The sequence below is a fragment of the Pantoea sp. sgz302252 genome, from assembly GCF_042610525.1.
In the GTDB taxonomy this organism is placed as follows: Bacteria; Pseudomonadota; Gammaproteobacteria; order Enterobacterales; family Enterobacteriaceae; genus Erwinia.
Genome location: NZ_JBHDVM010000011.1, coordinates 25,274 through 47,564 on the forward strand (window position 1 = coordinate 25,274; position 22,291 = coordinate 47,564).

At 55.7% G+C, this 22,291-nt stretch carries 17 protein-coding genes and 4 tRNA genes; 2 read left to right on the top strand and 19 right to left on the bottom strand.

Going from position 1 to position 22,291, the window contains the following annotated elements:
- Window positions 1–110: 110 nt before the first annotated feature.
- From gshA to mltB, 13 genes are all read right to left on the bottom strand, one after another.
- Window positions 111–1,712: a glutamate--cysteine ligase gene (gene gshA / locus ACETPC_RS18195; RefSeq protein WP_380183801.1), complete on the bottom strand. Its 1,602-nt coding sequence runs from the start codon at window positions 1,710–1,712 to the stop codon at window positions 111–113.
- Between the two features lie 31 nt (window positions 1,713–1,743).
- Entirely contained in the window at window positions 1,744–2,169 is a 426-nt protein-coding gene (locus ACETPC_RS18200; protein ID WP_380183803.1) for a YqaA family protein, read from the bottom strand.
- On the bottom strand, window positions 2,166–2,732 hold the full coding sequence (yqaB, locus tag ACETPC_RS18205) for a fructose-1-phosphate/6-phosphogluconate phosphatase (protein WP_380183805.1): 567 nt from the start codon (window positions 2,730–2,732) through the stop codon (window positions 2,166–2,168). The genes ACETPC_RS18200 and yqaB overlap by 4 nt, the downstream gene beginning before the upstream one ends.
- 436 nt (window positions 2,733–3,168) lie before the next feature.
- A tRNA-Arg gene (locus tag ACETPC_RS18210) sits at window positions 3,169–3,245 on the bottom strand.
- 172 nt (window positions 3,246–3,417) lie between these two features.
- Window positions 3,418–3,494, bottom strand: a tRNA-Arg gene (locus ACETPC_RS18215).
- Window positions 3,495–3,607: 113 nt separating this feature from the next.
- A tRNA-Arg gene (locus tag ACETPC_RS18220) sits at window positions 3,608–3,684 on the bottom strand.
- A 3-nt stretch (window positions 3,685–3,687) separates the two neighbouring features.
- Window positions 3,688–3,780: transfer RNA gene (locus tag ACETPC_RS18225), tRNA-Ser, on the bottom strand.
- A 306-nt stretch (window positions 3,781–4,086) separates the two neighbouring features.
- Window positions 4,087–4,272: a carbon storage regulator CsrA gene (gene csrA / locus ACETPC_RS18230; RefSeq protein ID WP_004155916.1), complete on the bottom strand. Its 186-nt coding sequence runs from the start codon at window positions 4,270–4,272 to the stop codon at window positions 4,087–4,089.
- A gap of 248 nt (window positions 4,273–4,520) precedes the next feature.
- Window positions 4,521–7,148 (bottom strand): alanine--tRNA ligase, encoded by a 2,628-nt coding sequence (alaS, locus tag ACETPC_RS18235; RefSeq protein WP_380183807.1) that lies wholly within the window; start codon window positions 7,146–7,148, stop codon window positions 4,521–4,523.
- A gap of 128 nt (window positions 7,149–7,276) precedes the next feature.
- Window positions 7,277–7,792 carry a regulatory protein RecX gene (locus tag ACETPC_RS18240; RefSeq protein WP_380183809.1) on the bottom strand — a complete coding sequence of 172 codons (516 nt, stop codon included), beginning with the start codon at window positions 7,790–7,792 and terminating at the stop codon, window positions 7,277–7,279.
- 290 nt (window positions 7,793–8,082) lie between these two features.
- A complete protein-coding gene (gene recA, locus ACETPC_RS18245; RefSeq protein WP_380183811.1) occupies window positions 8,083–9,150 on the bottom strand; it encodes a recombinase RecA in 1,068 nt (355 codons plus the stop codon).
- Window positions 9,151–9,248: 98 nt separating this feature from the next.
- Window positions 9,249–9,743, bottom strand: coding sequence for a nicotinamide-nucleotide amidase (gene pncC / locus ACETPC_RS18250; RefSeq protein ID WP_380183813.1), 495 nt, complete (start codon window positions 9,741–9,743; stop codon window positions 9,249–9,251).
- A gap of 163 nt (window positions 9,744–9,906) precedes the next feature.
- On the bottom strand, window positions 9,907–10,983 hold the full coding sequence (mltB, locus tag ACETPC_RS18255; RefSeq protein WP_380183815.1) for a lytic murein transglycosylase B: 1,077 nt from the start codon (window positions 10,981–10,983) through the stop codon (window positions 9,907–9,909).
- Window positions 10,984–11,185: 202 nt separating this feature from the next.
- On the opposite strand from mltB, the gene ACETPC_RS18260 reads away from it, so the two are divergent.
- Window positions 11,186–11,773, top strand: a complete 588-nt coding sequence (locus ACETPC_RS18260; protein ID WP_380183817.1) for a DJ-1/PfpI family protein — start codon at window positions 11,186–11,188, stop codon at window positions 11,771–11,773.
- Between the two features lie 38 nt (window positions 11,774–11,811).
- Here ACETPC_RS18260 and lldD read toward each other — a convergent pair whose 3' ends face one another.
- From lldD to ACETPC_RS18290, 6 genes are all read right to left on the bottom strand, one after another.
- Window positions 11,812–12,945 carry an FMN-dependent L-lactate dehydrogenase LldD gene (gene lldD / locus ACETPC_RS18265; protein WP_380183819.1) on the bottom strand — a complete coding sequence of 378 codons (1,134 nt, stop codon included), beginning with the start codon at window positions 12,943–12,945 and terminating at the stop codon, window positions 11,812–11,814.
- A gap of 173 nt (window positions 12,946–13,118) precedes the next feature.
- Complete coding sequence (gene narI, locus ACETPC_RS18270; protein ID WP_380183821.1) at window positions 13,119–13,796, bottom strand: respiratory nitrate reductase subunit gamma; 678 nt, start codon at window positions 13,794–13,796, stop codon at window positions 13,119–13,121.
- On the bottom strand, window positions 13,793–14,518 hold the full coding sequence (gene narJ, locus ACETPC_RS18275) for a nitrate reductase molybdenum cofactor assembly chaperone (RefSeq protein WP_380183822.1): 726 nt from the start codon (window positions 14,516–14,518) through the stop codon (window positions 13,793–13,795). Before narJ ends, narI begins: the two co-directional genes overlap by 4 nt.
- Entirely contained in the window at window positions 14,515–16,053 is a 1,539-nt protein-coding gene (narH, locus tag ACETPC_RS18280; protein ID WP_380183823.1) for a nitrate reductase subunit beta, read from the bottom strand. The genes narJ and narH overlap by 4 nt, the downstream gene beginning before the upstream one ends.
- Window positions 16,050–19,799: a nitrate reductase subunit alpha gene (locus ACETPC_RS18285; RefSeq protein WP_380183824.1), complete on the bottom strand. Its 3,750-nt coding sequence runs from the start codon at window positions 19,797–19,799 to the stop codon at window positions 16,050–16,052. Before ACETPC_RS18285 ends, narH begins: the two co-directional genes overlap by 4 nt.
- Window positions 19,800–19,862: 63 nt before the next feature.
- Window positions 19,863–21,257, bottom strand: a complete 1,395-nt coding sequence (locus ACETPC_RS18290) for a NarK family nitrate/nitrite MFS transporter (protein WP_380183826.1) — start codon at window positions 21,255–21,257, stop codon at window positions 19,863–19,865.
- A gap of 311 nt (window positions 21,258–21,568) precedes the next feature.
- Between ACETPC_RS18290 and narL the strand changes: the two genes are divergently transcribed.
- Window positions 21,569–22,216 (top strand): two-component system response regulator NarL, encoded by a 648-nt coding sequence (gene narL / locus ACETPC_RS18295; protein ID WP_380183828.1) that lies wholly within the window; start codon window positions 21,569–21,571, stop codon window positions 22,214–22,216.
- Window positions 22,217–22,291 lie beyond the last annotated feature (75 nt).

A 22,291-nucleotide genomic window follows, 5' to 3' on the forward strand; every position in this document is an offset into this window, starting at 1 on the left:
TCTGTCGTCCCGTGGTCTGAATCTATGAAAGACGCGCATTTTGTTATCATCATCCCTGACAACACAGAGATGTTAATTTGGCCACATTGATGTGGCCTTTTTCTTTTGCGCTAGCTTCGGCTTTTCAGAAACTCTTCAAAGCCAAGCGTATCACTTTCTTCGATTTGCTGCTGGCTATCCTTTGAACGGATAGCTTCCTGCGTAAAATCACTCTCCGTCAGGATCTCCAGCTGCTCACTGGCCAGCTGCGCATGATACTGCTCTGCCAGCGCCAGACCCGTGCCCGTTAGGCCGTTTTCTTTCAGCGCCGTCAGGAAACGCGCGGAATAGGTTAAATCCGGGTCTTCGAACGAGGCGGCCAGCCGATCGCAGACGGCCTGGTACTGATTATCGCCCTGCTGACGATCCAGGGTTTCGGCAACGCGTTGCAGATCCCGGAACAGCGTTTTACCTACTTCCGCCAGCGGGAACTGCGCTTCTTCGCAGCCAATGCCCAGCATCAGACCAGGCTTACGCCCTTCCAGAATAACCCGGTTCCAGTTGGCACGCGTGCACAGCAGCTCTTCGCTGCTCATTTCCGGCGCGTCAGCCAGCGTACACCAGATCAGGAACAGATCCAGGAAGCGAACCTGGTTTTCATCCACGCCTGTCGGCGAGAAGGGATTGATATCCAGCGAGCGCACTTCAATGTATTCAATGCCGCCGCGCAGCAGCGCATCGGAAGGGTTTTCACCGGAGCGCGTAACCCGCTTAGGGCGAATCGGCGCGTAGAGCTCATTTTCAATCTGCAGCACGTTGGTATTGAGCTGCAGCCAGTTGCCCTGCTCATCCTTCACGCCCATGCGCGCATATTCTTCTGAAGGCGTTTTGATGGCCGCCTTCAACGCTTTGACATAGTCGGGAAGGTTATTGAAAGTAATGCCCAAACCGCTTTGCGATTTGTTGGTATAACCCAGGTCGCTCAGGCGCAGCGAAGTGGCATAAGGCAGATAAAGCAGCCCGCTGTCGGCACGTTCAAAGGGTAACGCCGTCTCTTTGCCCTGCAGGAAAGAGGGACAAACGGCTGGTGAGGCGCCAAACAGGTAAGGAATAATCCAGCCAAAGCGATAGTAGTTGCGGATCAGGCGCAAATAGCCTTCTGAAATCGCCTCTTTGCCGCTCTGCTCGTCTTTGACATCCGCCCAGGCCTGCCAGAAAGAGAGCGGCAGCGAAAAGTTGTAGTGCACGCCGGAGATAACCTGCATCAGCGCACCGTAGCGGTTCTTTAACCCCTGGCGATAGAGCGTTTTCATCTGCCCAATATTGGAGTTTCCGTACTGCGCCAGCTCGATTTTATCGCTGTCGTCGATCAGGCACGGCATGCTCATTGGCCACATGCGTTCCGCGCCGAGATCGCGTGAGACGTGACGATGGATATCGCGCAGAAAAGCCAGCAGGCGATCGATGTCGTGCTCTACTGGCGTAATAAACTCCAGCAGCGTTTCGGCAAAATCGGTGGTAATCCACTTATGGGTCAAGGCTGATCCCAGGGATTCAGGGTGTCCGCTGGCAGCCAGATGACCATCAGGTTTAACACGCAGCGTTTCGCGTTCAATACCGCGACCAATACCTTTCATTGCCTCAGGGTGAGCTTCCAGCCAGGAAAGCGCCTGTGATACGTCCGGGATCAAATTGACCTCCCGCTTGGGGAAAAATTTATTATTGTTCAGCATAATATTAATCATGATAGCGACGCTTAACGAATCACTGCCACCATTCCATGCCCTGTAATGTTGCGAAAGCCAGCACGCCATAGCGCAGCGTCTTGCCCACGGCGAGCCAGAACGCGACCGGAAGCCAGGCGAAGCGAAGCCAACCCGCGAGAACGCAAAGCAGATCGCCGATAACCGGCAGCCAGCTCAGAAGTAACGCGGCAGGCCCCCACCGATGCAGCCACGCCGTTGCTGTGTTGTGCCATCGCCCCTGCTGTTTTAGCGGCAGACAGCGTCCGATAATAACATTGGTCAGTCCACCAAGCGTGTTGCCGGCAGCAGCGAGTACCGTGATGCCGGGCGCAGAAACTTTCCCCGACAGCAGCAGCGTGACCAGCAGCACTTCTGAGTTGCCAGGCAATAGCGTGGCGCTCAGAAAGCTGCTGACGAACATTGAGCCGTAGAGCCAGTCGCTCACAGCCGCCTGACGTCGACAAATGCCATGCCCGCCGCCTGTGCCGCCTGAATGCCGAAATCGGCGTCTTCAAACACCACACAACGTGCGGGCGCAACGCCGATTAATTCGGCGCAGCGTAAAAAAGTTTCAGGTTCCGGCTTATGGCGCGTGACATCGTCTGCGCCCACCACGGCATCGAAGCAGTCACGAATGCCCAAATGCTGTAGCAACGCCTCGGCCAGCGCATGTTCGCTGCCGGTACCGACCGCCATGGGCCGCCGTCCCCGATAAGCCTTAACGACCTTAATCAGCGGCAGAGGCTGTACGGTATCGAAAAGGATCTCTTTCAGCGCCGCCGTTTTTTCTGCGGCCAGCTGATGAGGATCCAGGCTGCTTTGATGGCTGTTGATAATAGCTTCCGCTATGCGCCAGGTTGGCGAACCGTTCAGCCCAATCAATGCAAGCTCATCGAACTGCATACCATAGCGCGCCAGCACGCTGTGCCAGGCTCTGCGGTGCGTAGGCTCCGTGTCCAGAATTGTGCCGTCCATATCAAATATCAAGCCGTCATAACTGTCGTACACGCAAGCCTCCGTCCCTGAATCAACGAACGTTTACTTTAGCGCAAAGCACCGTACTTGTCGCTGTCGGCATGGATCCGCAAATGCCTTGAAACATATATGGTTTTTTATTATCAGATTATATCCTTGCCGGGAAAAGCGGATAAACAAGGCAAAAAAGCACAAAATTGCAGCAATTTCGCTTCACGCTTTCAGAAAACTTATTAACGGTTTAAGGGAGAGTATGCGGCCAAAACAGAGTAAACAGAGAGCGCTGGCGGGAACGGTTTTGTTTTATCAGGGGCTTTGAGAAAGTAATTTTGGAAAGCGTTATTCAGGTAGCGAGATTTGCATTCGGAAGAAGATAGGGCATTCGGGAGAAGATAGGGCATTCGGGATAAGATAGGGCATTCGGGATAAGATAGGGCATTCGGGATAAGATAGGGCATTCGGGAGAAAATGGTGCATCCGGGAGGATTCGAACCTCCGACCGCTCGGTTCGTAGCCGAGTACTCTATCCAGCTGAGCTACGGATGCATCGGGGAAATGCTTAGGTATGACACTTACTAAATATGGTGCATCCGGGAGGATGATTCGGCCTGCGCCTCACCCTTCGGGCCATCGCTAAAGCGATGTTATCCTCCCTGGCGCAGGCTATAAGCTTGCTATAATCTGCCAGTTCAGAAATTGCTGCTGCGTTTGCGTAATATGGTGCATCCGGGAGGATTCGAACCTCCGACCGCTCGGTTCGTAGCCGAGTACTCTATCCAGCTGAGCTACGGATGCATATCAAAATCTGGTACAACACAGGGGTGCTAACGACTCACCTTGATACGGGCTGCTAACGCCGTATCGGTACTGCTATAAAAAGTGCCGTAATAAAACCACACTTGATAATATGGTGCATCCGGGAGGATTCGAACCTCCGACCGCTCGGTTCGTAGCCGAGTACTCTATCCAGCTGAGCTACGGATGCAAATGGCGGTGAGGCGGGGATTCGAACCCCGGATGCAGCTTTTGACCGCATACTCCCTTAGCAGGGGAGCGCCTTCAGCCTCTCGGCCACCTCACCATACGCGCTCTTATCGAGCTGTGCTTCTGAACTTGTTTCTGCTCATCGGCACTGCGTGGCGCACATATTACTTTCTGGGCCTTATAAGTCAAACATATTTTTTCACTCTCGCGTTTGATTGCGCATTTAGCCGCCAAAGTGGGTGTTTGAAAAGCAAAAAGAGTGATTTATCAACAATAATCGGCCTTTATACAGAAAGGAAATCTGTACAGGCCCGAAAAGAAACAGCGAAAGGAAAAGAGAGAAAAGCAGAAAAAGAAGTGAAAACCGGTAGCGCCTCGCCAGGATAGCGAGGCGCTGGATCCGTTAGTAACTCGTTTGCTGAGTTTTTTCGGCCTGTATACGCTGATAGATCTCTTCGCGATGAACCGAAACTTCTTTAGGGGCATTCACACCGATGCGAACCTGATTCCCTTTTACTCCCAGCACCGTTACAGTCACCTCATCACCGATCATGAGGGTTTCACCAACTCGACGAGTTAGAATAAGCATTCTTTGCTCCTTGAAAGATTAAAAGAGTCGGGTTAACTGTCGCCCGGCATTATCCATCATATGACGCTAAATATAGACTATGACAACTGTACGACAAGCGCACTATCATAGTAATACATTCTGCTGATAGTTAGTTTAGCCGAAATACGCACCATCAACCTGACTTTGTGTTTTTTGCCATCGCACCTGATGAAAAAACGCCGTGAAGCACCGCTCCACCGCGCTTTTCAGGATGCCTTTTTATAGTGTTACAGTTTTGCTGCCACCCAGCTTTCAACACCAGCCAGAGCCCCTGGTAGTGCTCCGGCATCGGTGCCGCCGGCCTGAGCCATATCCGGGCGGCCACCGCCCTTGCCGCCTACCTGCTGGGCCAGTTCGCCCACCAGTTCACCAGCCTTAACGCGATCGGTTACATCTTTGGTAACGCCAGCGATCAGCGAGACCTTTCCTTCGGCAACGGTAGCCAGCACAATAACCGCTGACTTCAGCTGATTCTTCAAATCGTCAACCATAGTCCGCAGCATTTTCGGCTCAACGTTGGTCAGTTCGCTGACCAGCAGCTTCACGCCCTTGACCTCAACAGCTTTGCTGCTGAGAGAAGCGCTTTCCTGCGCCGCCTGCTGATCTTTGAGCTGCTGCAGCTCTTTTTCCAGCGCGCGCACGTTATCCATCAGGCCACGTACTTTTTCATTCAGGTTGCTGCTATTGGCTTTCACCAGCTGAGCAATTTCCTGTAGCTGCTCGCTCTGCGCATAGACCTGCTTCAGGGCGCCCTCGCCTGTCACCGCTTCTATACGGCGTACGCCTGCTGCCGTGCCGGATTCAGAAATAATGCGGAACAGACCGATATCGCCAGTACGCACAGCGTGCGTGCCGCCGCAAAGTTCGGTAGAGAAATCGCCCATCGTCAGTACGCGGACGCGATCCTCATATTTTTCGCCAAACAGCGCCATCGCGCCCAGCGCTTTAGCCGCATCCAGATCCATCACGTTAGTGTCAACCGCCAGGTTGCGGCGGATCTGCGCGTTGACGATCTCCTCTACCTGACGAATTTCCTGCGGCTTCATCGCCTCGGCGTGCGAAAAGTCGAAACGCAGGTATTTATCGTTGACCAGCGAGCCCTTCTGCGCCACATGATGGCCCAAAACCTGGCGTAAAGCAGCATGCAAAAGGTGCGTTGCAGAGTGATTCAGACGAATACGAGCGCGGCGCGCCTCGTCAACATGAGCGGCCAGGCGATCGCCCACTTTCAGCTGGCCGGAGGCCAGCTTGCCGGTATGGCCAATTGCCTGCGCATATTTTTGTGTATCGGTCACGGTAAAGACGGCGCTATCGTTGCGCAGTTCGCCGGTATCGCCTACCTGGCCGCCGGATTCGCCATAGAATGGCGTTTCATCCAGCACAATAACCCCTTCCTGACCGGCAACGATCTCATTCGCCGGCTGGCCATCGACAAAAATAGCCGTTACCGCAGCCTTGAGTTCCAGCTGGTCATAGCCTTTAAAGGTAGAGGCTTCATCAATACGGATGACGTTACTGTAATCGGTACCGAAGGCGCTGGCTTCACGAGCGCGCTGGCGCTGCTGCTCCATCGCCTGCTCAAAGCCCGCTTCGTCAATTTTCAGGTTGCGCTCGCGGCAAACATCGGCGGTCAGGTCGACAGGGAAGCCAAAGGTATCGTACAGGCGGAAGACGGTTTCGCCGTCCAGGGTATCGCCCTGCAGCTTGTTCAGCTCTTCGTCCAGCAGCGCCAGCCCGCGCTCCAGCGTTTTTGCGAACTGCTCTTCTTCTGTTTTCAGCACTTGCTCAACCTGAGCCTGCTGCTTCGCCAGCTCTTCGCCCGCTGCACCCATGACTTCAATCAGCGGCGCAACCAGTTTCCAGAAGAAAGTGCCCTGCGCGCCCAGCATGTTGCCGTGGCGGATAGCGCGACGGATGATGCGGCGCAGCACGTAGCCACGGTTTTCGTTGGACGGAATAACGCCGTCGCAAACCAGGAAGGCGCATGAACGAATGTGGTCGGCAATAACCCGCAGGGATTTGCTGGCCAGGTCGGTTGCGCCGGTCACTTCTGCTACGGCCTTGATCAGCTTCTGGAAAAGATCGATTTCGTAGTTGGAGTTAACGTGCTGCAGCACGGCGGAAATACGCTCCAGGCCCATGCCGGTATCAACCGAAGGCTTAGGCAGCGGCAGCATGGTGCCGTCCGGCTGACGGTTAAACTGCATAAAGACGATGTTCCAGATTTCGATAAAACGGTCGCCGTCTTCTTCCGGGCTGCCTGGCGGGCCGCCCCAGATATGATCGCCGTGGTCAAAGAAAATTTCGCTGCACGGACCGCAAGGGCCGGTATCGCCCATCTGCCAGAAGTTATCGGAGGCAAAGGCGCCGCCTTTGTTATCACCGATACGGATGATCCGCTCGCGCGGCACGCCAATTTCGTCTGCCCAGATGTTGAACGCTTCATCATCGGTCTCGTAGACGGTGACCCACAGCTTCTCTTTCGGCAGCTTAAACCACTGCTCGCCGGTCAACAGTTCCCAGGCGAAACCGATAGCTTCACGCTTGAAGTAGTCGCCAAAGCTAAAGTTACCCAGCATTTCAAAAAAGGTGTGGTGACGAGCGGTATAGCCAACGTTTTCCAGGTCATTATGTTTTCCGCCCGCGCGCACACAGCGCTGTGAGGTAGTCGCGCGCGAGTAGTTACGCTTGTCCTGGCCCAGGAAAACATCTTTAAACTGGTTCATACCGGCGTTGGTAAACAGCAACGTCGGATCATTAGTCGGGACGAGGGAGCTACTGGCTACAACCTGATGTCCCTTGCTATGGAAAAAGTCGAGAAACGCCTGGCGAATCTCCGCAGTGCTCTTGCTCATAATTGTCCTGGAATCACGCTAACGAAGGTTTCGTGGGTTTAGCTATGCCGCCGGGCTAAGCAACGCACGAACAAAAAGTGGTGAATAAGATAAATTTTCTTCGGTACGAAGTAAAATCCCATTGTCCTTCAATCATCAAAATTTGAAAAAACCATGCGAATATCTTCGGAAAAGAAGCCTTTGGTCATCAGATAGCGCTGCACTTTCGCTTTATCTTTCCATTCAGTGGGCAGCGGCAAACCAAACTTGCGCTCCGCCGCGTCAAAAGCCATTTTTTGCCAGTCGATTTCCGTGTTAGCCAGAGTTTCCTCTATTAGCGGCTTCGCCACGCCCTTCTGTCCAAGCTCCATGCGGATGCGCTGTGGGCCATAGCCCTTGCGGCTGCGGCTGGCGACAAAGCGTTCCGCAAAGCGGGCATCGTCCAGATAGTGGCTTTCATAGCACCAGGCCACTACACGGTCGATCTGCTCTGGCGTAATGGTTTCAGGCTCCTGCGACTTGTTTTTAGCATACATAGCGGCCCGCTCTGCCGAAAGCGAGAGCTTGCGGCGAAACTCTGCTTCGCTGTGGTCGCGCATAGCCAGGATGCGCATGGCTCTGTCCAGCAGGCGAGTAAACTGGCTTCGTTCAGTAGCGTCAGACATTCTGCTCCAGGTATTCGTCAGGTTTATTCAGGATAAGGGTAGCGAGGAAGCGCCAAAGAAACAAAAAGCTTTGCGGAAAAGAGAGGAAACAGCAGACGCCGTAGCAGCCAGAAGCCTTAAAAAGCATAGCGGCCAGCTGTACAACGAATACTTTTACCGATGGCGAAGCGGATGGCTTCCGCTCTGGTCTTATCGCAGCAGCGGACGGCTGCAGGTAAAAGCAAAAAGGAGCGGCACCGGGCCACTCCTTTTCTTTACTTCTTCGATTTGCTGCCCGAGCGGGCCGCTAATCAGAAGTTTTCGTTGGTTTCGCTGGCCTCGTCGGCGTCGTCTTTATCCGCAACGAAATCTGGCGTGCTGTCCGGGTTGTTCATCAGCGTAGCGCGCAGTTTGGTTTCGATCTCGGTAGCTACCGCCGGGTTCTCTTTCAGGAAGTTGCTGGCGTTCGCCTTGCCCTGACCGATTTTGTCGCCGTTGTAGCTGTACCAGGCACCCGCTTTTTCGATCAGCTTGTGCTTGACGCCCAGATCCACCAGTTCACCGAAGACGTTGATGCCTTCGCCATACATGATCTGGAACTCCGCCTGCTTGAACGGCGCAGCGATTTTGTTCTTCACTACCTTAACGCGGGTTTCGCTACCTACTACCTCATCGCCCTCTTTGATAGCGCCGATACGGCGAATATCCAGACGTACAGAGGCGTAGAACTTCAGCGCGTTACCGCCGGTCGTGGTTTCCGGGTTACCGAACATCACGCCGATCTTCATACGGATCTGGTTGATAAAGATCAGCAGCGTGTTGGACTGCTTCAGGTTACCGGCCAGCTTACGCATCGCCTGGCTCATCATACGCGCCGCCAGGCCCATATGAGAGTCGCCGATTTCGCCTTCGATTTCCGCTTTTGGCGTCAGCGCCGCTACGGAGTCGACGATGATTACGTCAACCGCGCCGGAACGCGCCAGGGCATCACAGATTTCCAGCGCCTGCTCGCCGGTATCCGGCTGGGAGCAAAGCAGGTTGTCGATATCCACGCCCAGTTTCTTGGCGTAGACCGGATCCAGCGCGTGCTCGGCATCAATAAAGGCACAAGTTTTGCCTTTGCGCTGGGCGGCGGCGATAACCTGCAGCGTCAGCGTAGTTTTACCGGAAGATTCCGGCCCGTAAATTTCGACGATACGGCCCATTGGCAGACCGCCCGCGCCAAGCGCGATATCCAGCGAAAGCGAACCGGTAGAGATGGTTTCCACATCCATAGTGCGGTCTTCACCCAGGCGCATGATGGAGCCTTTACCAAATTGCTTTTCAATCTGGCCCAGCGCTGCTGCCAGTGCTTTTTGCTTGTTTTCGTCAATAGCCATTTCCACTCCTAATCACGCGGGGGTAAAGCACGCTAACGCGGCTTCGTGTCTCAATCAGTATGGGTGCAATTATACTGTATAATCATACAGTATCAAGCTTAATTTTTAAGAAAATGGTCACGTAGCGTCAACAGCGCATGGGCCGTGGCCTGGCGTCGCACAGACTGCCGATCGCCGGTAAAAATTTTGCGCTGCGCCAGAGAGTTAGCGCCTTCTGCCGCAAAGCCGAACCAGACCGTACCCACCGGTTTTTCCGGGGTTCCGCCATCCGGGCCGGCAATGCCGCTAACGGCTACGGCATACTGTGCATGGGCCTGTTTAAGCGCCCCTTCCGCCATCTCTGTCACCACCTGCTCGCTGACCGCGCCAAAGCTTTGTAGGGAGCTTTCGCTGACGCCGACCAGCTGCTGTTTGGCCTCATTGCTATAGGTCACAAAACCTCTTTCGAACCACTGCGAGCTTCCGGCGACATCGGTAATAACTTTAGCGATCCAGCCGCCCGTACAGGATTCCGCAGCGGTCACCGTGGCCTTTAAACGCTGAAGATGCTGGCCGATTTCCTGGCTTAGCTGAAGCAATTCGCTGTCCGTCATTTTCATTCCCTGCTTACCCGTGATGAGAAAGAAGAGTAGCACTTTTTAGCTTAAGGCGGAGAGGGAAAGAGGCGTTTTGCGAGACGGCTTCCTGAAAAAACGCAGGGAAAGTTATTGGGAAACAGTGAATTGCCCGACAGCGCGCTGTCGGGCGGCAGGAAAGCTATAAACCCTGGCGGGCATCGCGTACGGCCTGGCCCAGTTGCCAAACAGCCATCGCATAGTGGTTGCTGTGGTTATAGCGAGTAATAACGTAGAAGTTAGGCAAGCCATACCAGTATTGATAATAGGTGCCCATATCAAAGCGCAGCAGGCTGACCTGCTGGTCGTTTTGCAGCGGCACCTGCGGAGATAGTCCGGCAGCGGAAAGCTGAGCAGTGGTGTAGCGGGTTTTAAACCCGTTTTCCAGCTGTGGCGCCTGGCCGTTAGCCGGTACGGCGACGGTACCGCCTTTTACCCAGCCGTGCGCGTTGAAATAGTGTGCCACGCTGCCTATTGCATCCACCGGATCCCAAAGGTTGATATGCCCGTCGCCGTTGAAATCGACGGCATATTGCTTAAAGGCGGAAGGCATAAATTGGCCATAGCCCATTGCACCAGCAAAAGAGCCTCGCAAATCTAAAGGATCGTCGTTTTCTTCTTTTGCCATTAGCAGGAAGGTTTCCAGCTCACCGCTGAAATAGTCGGCGCGGCGTGGATAGGCAAAAGCCAGCGTCGCCAGCGCATCAATGATGCGGGTTTTACCCATCACGCGTCCCCAGCGGGTTTCGACGCCGATAATGCCAACGATAATCTCCGGCGGTACGCCGTAAACCTGCCAGGCGCGATCGAGCGCCTCCTGATACTGGTTCCAGAACTGCACGCCGTTTTGCACGTTATCCGGCACGATAAATTTTTTGCGGTAGCGGATCCAGGCGCCGTTCGGCCCTGATGGCACCTGGTAAGAAGGCGCCTGGCGATCCATCAGCCGCAGCACCCAGTCCAGGCGCTTTGTCTGCGCCAGGATATTGTGGAGCTGTTGGCGATTGAAGCCATGTTCGCGCACCATTTTATCAATAAAGGCTTCAGCCGTTGGGCTGTTGGCAAAATCGCCATCCAGCGGCGCTACGTTATGTTCGGGATCCAGTAAAAAGCTGTTGTTGCCCCGAAAAGGATTGCCGTGAGGTTCAGGCGCGGGCGCCTTGCTGCTGCAGGCGGAAAGCAGCAGCAGCGCGGGAAAAATTGTGGCCAGATAACGCATTGAATATCCAGAGAGCAAAGCGGAAAAGTTGCTTTCATGTTAGAACATCGCCAGCCATCCTGAAAACAGATGTTATGTAAATTCCAAAGCTTTTATTTTTTTCCCTCCTCAGTTCAGGCTGCGGCGTAAACTCGTTGACACTATAAAAATAAAACGTTATTTCAATTATTGAAAAATTGCATTTTATTCATCAGGAGGAAAGATGAGCAAGCAGGCTGCGGTGCTGTTAGCGCCAGGATTTGAAGAGGCAGAAGCCTTCATTATTATCGATATATTAAACCGCCTGCACGTTAAGGTGACTACGGTCGCCTGCCATGATGTGCGTGAGGTACCGAGTTATCATGCCGTGCCCGTAGTGGCCGACGTACTGCTGGCAGATCTGGATCACGAATTCGACGCCGTAGTCATTCCCGGCGGCCCGGAAGGGACTGTTAATCTGGCCGCTAATCCGCTGGTCACGGAATTTATCCGCCGTCATGACGAGGCGGGAAAATGGATTGCGCCGATTTGCTCTGCCGCCGCCCGCGTGCTGGGTGGCAACCATCTGCTGAAAGGCCGCCGCTATACCTGTTCGGGCGATCTTTATAAAGCAGTGACCGACGGCGTCTACAGTTCGGAAGATGTGGTGGAAGACGGCAATCTGATTAGCGGCAAGGGATTGGGCAAAAGCTTTGAGTTCGCCTTCCAGCTGGCGTGGCGTTTAACCGACGATACCGAAACGGCCGACTTTCAGGCAGAACATATCTACTTTGACCACTGGCGCTCTTACAGCGGCAGCAATACCCGCTAGTGTTATTGTCGGCAGGCGCCCTCGCCTGCCGACAGAATTTACAGCGCCAGCGAGGCCCGGCTTATATCCGCCACCGATTTTGCACCGGTTAACGTCATCGCCACACGCATCTCTTTTTCCATCAGCGATAGCAGATTTTCGACACCCGCCTGCCCCGCCGCCGCCAGCGCATAAACAAACGCCCTGCCCAGTAGCACGCCGTCTGCACCCAGCGCCAGCATACGCACCACGTCCAGACCCGTTCGGATGCCAGAATCCGCCAGGATTTTAATCTCTCCTTTTACCGCATCAGCGATGGCGGGTAGCGCACGCGCCGTAGAGAGCACGCCGTCCAGCTGGCGGCCACCATGGTTGGATACCACAATGCCGTCGGCGCCAAAGCTGACGGCATCTTTGGCATCTTGCGGATCGAGAATGCCTTTGATGATCATCGGGCCTTGCCAGAATTCGCGGATCCACTCCAAATCTTTCCATGAAATCGAAGGATCGAAGTTAGCCCCCAGCCAGCCGATGTAGTCTTCCAGCGTGGTGGGATGGCCGCGATAAGCGGAAACATTACCCAGATCGTGCGGCTTGCCGTGCAGGCCGACGTCCCACGCCCACTGCGGGTGCAGCACCGATTGTAAAATACGGCGCGCGGCCGCATTTGGCCCGCTCATGCCGGAATGCGCGTCGCGGTAGCGTGCGCCGGGCACCGGCATATCAACCGTAAACACCAGCGTGGTCACGCCTGCCGCTTTGGCGCGCTCCAGCGCGTTACGCATAAAGCCACGATCTTTCAGCACGTAGAGCTGGAACCACATCGGTCGCTGGATGGCGGGCGCGACTTCTTCAATGGGGCAAACGGAAACGGTGGAAAGCGTAAAGGGAATGCCTTTACTCGCCGCCGCGCGCGCTGCCTGTACTTCGCCACGCCGCGCATACATGCCCGTTAATCCCACCGGCGCGAGAATAACCGGCATCGCCAGCTTCTCGTCGAACAGCGTGGTTTCCAGGCTCAGCTCGGCCATATTTTTCAGCACTCGCTGACGCAGCGCAATATCGGCCAGATCGGCGGTATTGCGCCTGAGCGTATGCTCGCTGTAGGCTCCGCCGTCGATATAGTGAAACAGAAAAGGCGGCAGCCTGCGCCGTGCCGCTGCCCGGTAATCCGTTGATGCGGAAATGATCATCTGGTTTCCTGCCTTGTTAAACGCTCGGCTTCATCGCGAAGCAAAGTAAACGGGCCGCGACGGCGGCCCGAAAGAACAGGCAGTGTAGTAGAGAAGGAAAGCGGATACGCTGAGCCGCCTCTCAACATTTTTGCAACAAACAGGACAATCGCCCTTTTTGCACAAAGTGACGGCTAGCGACGATTGCGCACCAGCTGGTAGCGCCGCGTCAGGTATTCCACCGGCACGCTCCAGATATGCACCAGGCGGCAGAAAGGAAACAGCAGGAACAGCGTCATACCCAACACCATATGCACGCGATAAATCAGCGCCACGCCTTCCAGATGCTGCGATGCGCCCGCGTGGAAAGTGACGATAGCCTGCGCCCAGGCCACCAGCTTCATCATCTCGCTGCCGTCCATATGCTGGGCGGAAAAAGGGATTGTCAGCACGCCCAGCGCGGCCTGGGTTACTAACAGTGTCAGGATCAGAATATCGCCCGCGCTGCTGGTGGCACGGATACGCGGATTAAACAGACGGCGTTTAAGCAGCAATGCTCCGCCGACCAGGGTCAGCAAGCCGCAAACGCCACCGGCTGCCATCGCCAGCTTCTGTTTGGCGGCGATCGGCAGAAAAGATTCATACATCCAGTGCGGCGTCAGCAGCCCGACAAAATGCCCGAAGAAAATGCCGAGAATGCCGATATGAAACAGGTTAGAGGCAAGCCGCATGCCTTTTTTATCCAGCATCTGGCTGGAACCCGCGCGCCAGCTGTATTGCCCGTAATCGTAGCGCAGCCAGCTACCGATTAAAAAAACGCTGCCCGCGATATAGGGATAGATATCGAAGAAAAGAGTTGAGAGAAAGTTCATGATAAACGTCCCGTGGATGTGGTCATCTCCGCCACGTTGAGATACTGCGGTACGACAGCATCGGCAAAGCGGCGCTGATGCGCAGCCTGCTGTGCGGATGCGCAACCCTGCTCGCCGAGGAATTTGATCTGCTCTTCTTCCCAGACCGCGTCCAGCGCCGCAGGCGTATCGTCGCGAGACTCTTTATTGATTTGCGGACTCAGATCATCAGCCGCCAGCCCAACGCCGGACAGCGCCAGCAGCAGATCGAATAGCTGCGCGTAGCGGCTTTGCCGCTGATGCAGCCTGGCTGCCAGCAGTGCCAGAATCGGCGCTACATCGGTCAGCCCGCTACAAGCTCGGGCCGAATCAAGGCTGGCCAGATACTCCAGATAGAGCGGCAGAAAATCGGGCAGCTCTTTCGCGTTCAGTTCCAGTCCGTCGGCGCGATACTGCTCCAGCAGATCGACCATAGCCTGCCCGCGATCGCGCGATTCGCCGTGGACATGCTCGAATAGCAGCAGCGAGGTAGCACGGCCGCGATCGAAGAGTTCGCAGTAATCCGCCTGTACATCCAGCAAAGGCCGCGCGCAAAACTCAGCGATAAATCCGGCCAGCCGCTCGCGCTGTGAAGCATTAAGCTCGCTGGCCGCTTCCAGCGCCTCGACCATTTCCCTATGGTGCGTGAATAACGTCTCATCCGGGTAATCCAGCAGGCGGGCAATAACGCGTAGCGCGATCATGGCTGCTCCTCCTGCGTTTTTTTGCCGATATCGATAGCGTCGATGCGGCGGCTGTTGAACAGGTTGAATTTGCCGTCGCTGCCGCGGCAGCCATCGCCGAAGCTGAAGCCGCAGCCTTTGCTTTCAGGGAAGGCTTCCCGCGCCAGTTCACGGTGGCTGGAAGGCACCACAAAACGATCTTCGTAGTTGGCGATTGCCAGATAGCGGTACATCTCCTGCGCCTGCGCCTCGCTCAGGCCTACCTGTTCCAGCGCGCGGGTATCGACTTTGCCTTCTACGGTTTCCGCACGCTTGTAGTGACGCATTGCCAGCATGCGCTTCAGCGCCAACAGTACAGGCGCTGTATCGCCCGCCGTCAGCAGATTCGCCAGATACTGCACGGGAATACGCAGACTTTCTACATCTGGCAACACGCCGCTGTGGGCCAGTTCGCCAGCGTCCGCCGCGCTTTGAATCGGTGATAGCGGCGGCACGTACCAGACCATCGGCAGCGTGCGGTATTCCGGATGCAGCGGCAGCGCCAGCTGCCATTCCATCGCCATTTTATAGACCGGCGAACGCTGGGCAGCATCGATTACACTTTGTGGGATCCCGGCTTTCAGCGCCTCTTCGATCACCGCAGGATCGTGCGGATCGAGGAAAATTTCTTTCTGGCTTTGATAAAGATCCTGCTCGTGTTCGGTCGAAGCGGCCTGCCAGATACGATCCGCGTCATAAAGCATCACGCCCAGATAGCGAATGCGCCCAACGCAGGTTTCTGAACAGACTGTCGGCTGGCCTGCTTCAATACGCGGGTAGCAGAAAATGCATTTCTCTGACTTGCCGCTCTTCCAGTTAAAGTAGATTTTTTTGTAGGGGCAGCCGGTCAGGCACATCCGCCAGCCGCGGCATTTATCCTGGTCAATCAGCACAATGCCGTCTTCGCCGCGCTTGTAAATCGCGCCGCTTGGGCAGGTCGCCACGCAGGCCGGGTTCAGGCAGTGCTCGCACAGGCGCGGCAAATAAGCCATAAAGGTGTGCTCGAACTGGCCGTACATCTCTTTTTGCATGCTGTCGAAGTTTTTATCCTGCGACCGTTTGGAAAATTCGCCGCCGAGGATCTCTTCCCAGTTCGGGCCGTTTTCGATTTTTTTCATGCGCTGACCGGTGATTAACGAGCGTGGCCTCGCTATTGGCTGATGCTTGCCTGCAGGCGCGTTGTGCAAATGCTGATAGTCGTAATCGAACGGCTCATAGTAGTCATCCAGCGCGGGCACGTCCGGGTTGGCGAAGATTTTCGCCAGCAGGCCGACACGGTTGCCCATGCGCGGCTCCAGCCTGCCGTTGATTTTACGGATCCAGCCGCCTTTCCATTTCTCCTGATCTTCCCAGGCCTGCGGATAGCCGACGCCGGGCTTGCTTTCTACATTGTTGAACCAGGCATATTCCATGCCTTCGCGGCTGGTCCAGACGTTTTTACAGGTCACAGAGCAGGTATGACAGCCGATGCATTTATCCAGATTCAGCACCATGCCGACCTGCGAGCGAATTTTCATGGTTTGACCTCCTGCCGCTCATCGTTGTTCTCGCCGTCCAGCCAGTCGACGCGGTTCATTTTGCGTACCACCACGAATTCATCGCGGTTGGATCCGACGGTGCCGTAGTAGTTAAAGCCGTAGGAGAGCTGCGCGTAGCCGCCGATCATATGGGTTGGTTTCGGGCAGGCGCGAGTCACCGAGTTGTGGATGCCGCCGCGCTGGCCGGTAATCTCCGAACCGGGAATGTTTACGATGCGTTCCTGTGCGTGGTACATCATGGTCATGCCAGCAGGAATGCGCTGACTGACCACGGCGCGGGCGGTTAACGAGCCGTTGGCGTTAAAGGCTTCGATCCAGTCATTGTCGGCAATGCCCAGCTCGCGGGCATCCTCCTCGCTCATCCAGACTATCGGCCCGCCGCGCGACAGCGTCAGCATCAACAAGTTGTCGCTGTAGGTCGAGTGAACGCCCCATTTCTGGTGCGGCGTCAGGAAATTCAGCGCCTTTTCCGGATTACCGTTAGGTTTGCTGTTCAGCAAGGGTTTGGCCGCGCGCGTATCAATCGGCGGACGATAGACCAGCAGGCTTTCGCCAAAGGCGCGCATCCATTCATGATCCTGATAAAGCTGCTGGCGGCCGCTGAGCGTGCGCCAGGGGATCAGCTCGTGAACGTTGGTATAACAGGCGTTATAGGAGACGTGCTCGTCTTCCAGGCCAGACCAGGTCGGGCTGGAGATAATTTTGCGCGGCTGTGCCTGGATGTCGCGGAAGCGGATTTTTTCATCTTCTTTATTCAGCGCCAGATGAGTATGGTCGCGGCCGGTAATGTCGCTTAACGCCTGCCAGGCTTTTACCGCCACCTGGCCGTTGGTTTCCGGCGCCAGCGACAGGATCACTTCCGCCGCGTCGATGGCGCTGTCGATATTAGGGCGTCCCGCCGCCGGGCCTTCCGCCTTGACGTAGTTCAGCTCTTTCAGGAAATCGACCTCTTTCTGCGTGTTCCAGCTGATACCCTTGCCGCCGTTGCCAAGCTTGTCCATCAGCGGCCCAAGCGAGGTAAAGCGCTCCCAGGTTGCCGGATAGTCGCGCTGCACCGCAATGATATGCGGCGCGGTTTTGCCGGGAACCAGCTCGCACTCGCCTTTTTTCCAGTCGCTGACACCCAGCGGCTGCGCCAGTTCGGCGGCGGAGTCGTGCTGGATCGGCAGCGTCACCACGTCGGTCTCTACGCCCAGATGGCCCGGACAGAGTTCGGAGAAGCGTTTGGCGATGCCTTTATAAATTTCCCAGTCGCTTTTGGCTTCCCAGGCGGGATCGACGGCGGCAGAAAGCGGATGAATAAACGGATGCATATCTGAAGTGTTCATATCGTCTTTTTCGTACCAGGTGGCGGTCGGCAGCACGATATCGGAGTAAAGGCAGGTGCTGGAAAGGCGGAAGTCCAGCGTGACCACCAGATCCAGCTTGCCTTCGCCACCTTGATCCTGCCACTCAACTTCTTCCGGTTTGACGCCGCCCTGCACGCCGAGATCTTTGCCCTGGATGCCGTTTTCCGTGCCCAGCAAATATTTGAGCATGTACTCATGGCCTTTACCGGAGGAACCAAGCAGGTTGGAGCGCCAGACAAAGAGGTTGCGCGGGAAGTTTTGCGGATTGTCCGGCTGCTCGGCAGCAAAGCGCAGCTTGCCCTCTTTCAGGTTCTGCACGGTGAAATCCACCGGCGAAAGCCCGGCAGCTTCGGCCTGTGCGGCGATGCCAAGCGGATTAACGTTAAGCTGCGGCGCGGAAGGCAGCCAGCCCATGCGCTCGGAGCGCACGTTGAAATCGATCAGGCTGCCGCCGTAGCGGGATTTATCGGCCAGCGGTGAAAGCAGCTCGCTGGTTTGCACGGTTTCGTAGCGCCACTGGCTGGAATGGTTATAGAAAAACGAGGTGCTGTTCATATGGCGTGGCGGACGGTTCCAGTCCAGCGCGAAGGCTAGCGGCGTCCAGCCGGTTTGCGGCCGCAGCTTTTCCTGGCCGACGTAATGCGCCCAGCCGCCGCCGCTCTGCCCCACACAGCCGCAGAAGATCAGCATATTGATCAGGCCGCGATAGTTCATATCCATGTGATACCAGTGGTTCATCCCGGCACCCACGATAATCATTGAGCGACCGCGCGTTTTCTCCGCGTTTTCGGCAAATTCACGAGCCAGACGAATAATGTTCTGACGCGACACGCCAGTAATCTGCTCGGCCCACGCCGGGCTATAGGCTTTTACCTCATCGTAATCGCGCGCGCAGTTGTCATCTTCCAGACCGCGATCCAGACCGTAGTTCGCCAGCGTCAAATCATAGACGCTGGTTACCAGCGCCTCGCTGCCGTCAGCCAGACGTAGCCGCTTGACTGGCAGCTTGTGCAACAGGATTTCCTGGAGCGCCACGCTGCTGAAGTTGTCGCTTTCAAGGCCGCCGAAATAGGGGAAGCCCACCTCGGCCACTTCATCGTGGCTGCCCAGCAGGCTGAGTTGCAGAGTGATTTCCCGCTGAGATCCACCCTCGCGCTGTTCCAGATTCCATTTGCCTTTCTCGCCCCAGCGATAGCCGATGGATCCCTGCGGAGCCACCAGCTCGCCGCTGTTTTCATCAATGGCAATGGTTTTCCACTGCGGATTATTTTCCTGTCCCAGATTGTCGATTAGGTCACTGGCGCGTAGCTGGCGTCCTGCGGCATAGTAACCGCCTTCGCGCGGCTCCAGCAGCACCAGCATTGGCATATCGGTGTAGCTACGTACGTAGTCGCGGAAATAAGGCACTTCGCGCTCAAGGTGAAACTCTTTCAGCATCACGTGCCCTAATGCCAGCGCCAGCGCGCTGTCGGTGCCCTGTTTTGGATTCAGCCACTGGTCGCAGAGCTTAGCTACTTCGGCATAGTCAGGCGTGATCGCTACGGTTTTGGTGCCTTTGTAGCGTACTTCGGTAAAGAAATGCGCATCCGGCGTACGCGTCTGCGGCACGTTGGAGCCCCAGGCGATGATGTAAGAAGAGTTATACCAGTCAGCGGATTCCGGTACGTCGGTCTGTTCGCCCCATGTCATTGGCGAAGCGGGCGGCAGATCGCAGTACCAGTCGTAGAAGCTCAAGCAGACGCCGCCAATTAGCGACAGATAGCGCGCGCCTGCGGCATAGGAAACCATCGACATTGCCGGGATCGGCGAAAAACCGACGATGCGATCCGGGCCGAAAGTTTTTGCCGTATAAACGTTAGAAGCCGCAATAAGCTCATTAACCTCTTGCCAGCTGGAGCGTACAAAGCCGCCGCGACCGCGCGCGATCTTATAGCTTTTCGCTTTCTCAGGATCGCTAACGATCGATCCCCAGGCCGCCACCGGATCCTGATGTTCCGCTTTCGCTTCACGCCATAGCTTCAGCAACTTTTTGCGCATCAGCGGATATTTGAGGCGGTTGGCGCTATAGAGATACCAGGAGTAGCTGGCGCCGCGCGGGCAGCCGCGTGGTTCGTGATTTGGCAGATCCGGGCGCGTGCGCGGATAGTCGGTTTGCTGCGTTTCCCAGGTGACCAGGCCGTTTTTAACGTAAATCTTCCAGCTACAGGAGCCGGTGCAGTTTACGCCGTGGGTGGAACGCACGATTTTATCGTGCTGCCAGCGGCTGCGATAACCCTCTTCCCAGTCACGGTTGGTGTTGAGTGTCTGACCGTGTTGGTCAGCAAAGGGTTCCGCCAGCTGTTTAAAGTAGCGGAACCTGTCGAGAAATTTGCTCATCCGGAAGACTCCTGAGGCGACATTGCTTAAGCGGCGGGAAGTCATCGCCTCCCGCACCTTTTATCAGATTCGGTTTTTACGGCCGTAAACCAGCCAGGTAACGCCTACGCATATCAGGTAGAAAGCGAGAAAGATTTTCATTGCGCCTGTAGGCGTACCGAGAAGAGCGAGCGAGAGGCCGAAAGTTTGCGGAATAAAAAAGCCGCCTAAAGCGCCGATAGCGGAGATAAATCCCAGCGCGGCGGAAGTTTCGGTGACCGCTTCCCGCTGCGCCGTTTCCGGGCTTTTACCTTCCGTGCTCGCTTTCTCAAGAGTAAGCTTGCGGAAGATCACGGCGATCATTTGATAGGTCGAGCCGCTGCCCAGGCCCGCCGTAAAAAACAGCCCCATAAACACGGCAAAAAATGCGCCGAAGTAACCGCTATGGCCTTCGCCCGGCAGCGTCAGGAACAGCAGCGCGGCAAACAATGCCATCAGCACAAAGTTAGCCAGAGTTACGCGGACGCCCCCTAAACGATCGGAGATCATACCGCCCGCCGAGCGCGCCAGCGCGCCGACCAGAGGGCCGAAAAAGGCGTAGTGCAGAATGCTCACTTCAGGAAATTGGGTTTTAGCGAGCATGGCGAAACCAGCCGAAAAGCCAATAAAGGAGCCGAAGGTCGCCAGGTAAAGTAACGCCATCACCCATAGATGGCCTCGCTTCAGCACTGGTAGCTGCTCACGCAGGGAAGATTTCGCCGCTGCCAGATCGTTCATGCCGAACCAGGCTGCCAGCGTGGCGACGGTCAGGAACGGCACCCAGAGCCACGCGGCGTTTTGCAGCCAAAGCGTTTCGCCGCCGCTGGTCTGCTGGGCGCCGCCGCCGAAAGCGCCAAAAATCGCGAAAGATACGGCCAGCGGCGCGGCGAACTGCATCACGCTGACGCCAAGGTTGCCCAGGCCGCCGTTAATGCCCAGCGCGCCGCCCTGCTGCGCTTTAGGAAAGAAGAAGCTGATATTGCCCATGCTGGAGGCGAAGTTGGCGCCCGCAAAACCGCACAGCAGCGCTATTAGCATAAAAGTGTGGAAAGAGGTGTTGACGTCCTGCACTGCAAACCCCAGCCACAGGCAGGGAAGCAGCAGAATACCGGTGCTGAAAGCTGTCCAGCGCCGCCCACCGAATAGCGGGATCACGAAGGAGTAAGGAATGCGCAGCAGCGCACCGGAAATCGACGGCAGCGCCGTCAGCAGGAAAAGCTGTTCGGTAGTAAAAGCGAAGCCGACTTTGTTAAGGTTGACCGCTACGGCGCTGAAAAGCATCCAGACACAAAATGCGAGCAGCAGACAAAAAACGGAAATCCACAGGTTACGGCGAGCAATATGCCGGCCGCGCTGCTGCCAGAACAGGCTGTTTTCCGGTTGCCAGTCCTGAATGACTGCGTCTTTCTGTTCGGGTTGAGGCGGGGCAAGTTGCGTCATAATATTCTCCGGGTTAATCGTGCGCATTCTGCGCAAGCGCTTAACGGTCGGGATTGACGCAAATCAACGTGGTTGCAGGTGCATACCGGGTCCAGCTTTCTCCCTGCACCGGGATAGGTAGTTGCTGAAGCCGATATAAATCTATATAAATTATAAAGTTGAGTTAGACCTTTATTGCTTATCCTGATGAAAACCTTCCCTCTGGAAATTAAGTATTACTCCCTTAGTGGTATAGGGTTAGCATAGTTAATCGGTAAAAATGTGGCGCTATCAGGAATACACGTCGCCACTCTGACTTTGGGAATACAAACGTGAAAGATGAAGCCGCCACTATCCTGCTGATTGATGACCATCCTCTGTTGCGCAATGGCGTTAAACAACTGATAGAGCTGGAAGAGAGTTTGCAGGTTATCGGCGAAGCCAGCAACGGCGCGCGGGGCGTTGAGCTGGCGGAACTGCACGATCCTGACCTGATCCTGCTGGATCTTAATATGCCGGGGATGAACGGCCTGGATACGCTGGTGCAACTGCGTACTATCGCGCTTTCCGGGCGTGTAGTGGTGTTTAGCGTTTCCGATCATGAAGATGATGTCGTTAATGCGCTGAAGCGCGGCGCGGATGGTTACTTACTGAAGGATATGGAGCCGGAGGCGTTGCTGAAAGCCTTGCATCAGGCTGCCGCAGGCCAGATGGTGCTGAGCGAGAAGCTGACTAACGTGCTGGTCGCGAGCCTGCGGGAAACCCATCCGGCGGAAGCGCGCGATGTGGAACAGCTAACCCGTCGCGAACGCGATATTCTTAAGCTAATTACGCTGGGTATGACCAATAAAGCCATCGCCCGCAAGCTGTCGATTACTGAAAGCACGGTCAAGGTACACGTAAAGCATCTGCTAAAAAAAATGAAGCTGAATTCACGCGTGGAAGCGGCCGTCTGGGCGCTGCAAAATGGTTATGGCTGAAGCCACGACATTTCTTCGGACTGTCCGATGCGATCTTTTACGCCAGCAAAAGGTAGCGCATCGGTTTTTTATTTT

Coding starts and splice junctions, on each gene's coding strand:
- recA (WP_380183811.1), bottom strand. CDS start 9,150: ATGGCTATTGACGAAAACAAGCAAAAAGCACTGGCAGCAGCGCTGGGC.
- narH (WP_380183823.1), bottom strand. CDS start 16,053: ATGAAAATTCGCTCGCAGGTCGGCATGGTGCTGAATCTGGATAAATGC.
- csrA (WP_004155916.1), bottom strand. CDS start 4,272: ATGCTTATTCTAACTCGTCGAGTTGGTGAAACCCTCATGATCGGTGAT.
- ACETPC_RS18290 (WP_380183826.1), bottom strand. CDS start 21,257: ATGACGCAACTTGCCCCGCCTCAACCCGAACAGAAAGACGCAGTCATT.
- pncC (WP_380183813.1), bottom strand. CDS start 9,743: ATGACGGACAGCGAATTGCTTCAGCTAAGCCAGGAAATCGGCCAGCAT.
- lldD (WP_380183819.1), bottom strand. CDS start 12,945: ATGATCATTTCCGCATCAACGGATTACCGGGCAGCGGCACGGCGCAGG.
- gshA (WP_380183801.1), bottom strand. CDS start 1,712: ATGCTGAACAATAATAAATTTTTCCCCAAGCGGGAGGTCAATTTGATC.
- alaS (WP_380183807.1), bottom strand. CDS start 7,148: ATGAGCAAGAGCACTGCGGAGATTCGCCAGGCGTTTCTCGACTTTTTC.
- narJ (WP_380183822.1), bottom strand. CDS start 14,518: ATGATCGCGCTACGCGTTATTGCCCGCCTGCTGGATTACCCGGATGAG.
- ACETPC_RS18285 (WP_380183824.1), bottom strand. CDS start 19,799: ATGAGCAAATTTCTCGACAGGTTCCGCTACTTTAAACAGCTGGCGGAA.
- ACETPC_RS18240 (WP_380183809.1), bottom strand. CDS start 7,792: ATGTCTGACGCTACTGAACGAAGCCAGTTTACTCGCCTGCTGGACAGA.
- narI (WP_380183821.1), bottom strand. CDS start 13,796: ATGAACTTTCTCTCAACTCTTTTCTTCGATATCTATCCCTATATCGCG.
- mltB (WP_380183815.1), bottom strand. CDS start 10,983: ATGCGTTATCTGGCCACAATTTTTCCCGCGCTGCTGCTGCTTTCCGCC.
- ACETPC_RS18260 (WP_380183817.1), top strand. CDS start 11,186: ATGAGCAAGCAGGCTGCGGTGCTGTTAGCGCCAGGATTTGAAGAGGCA.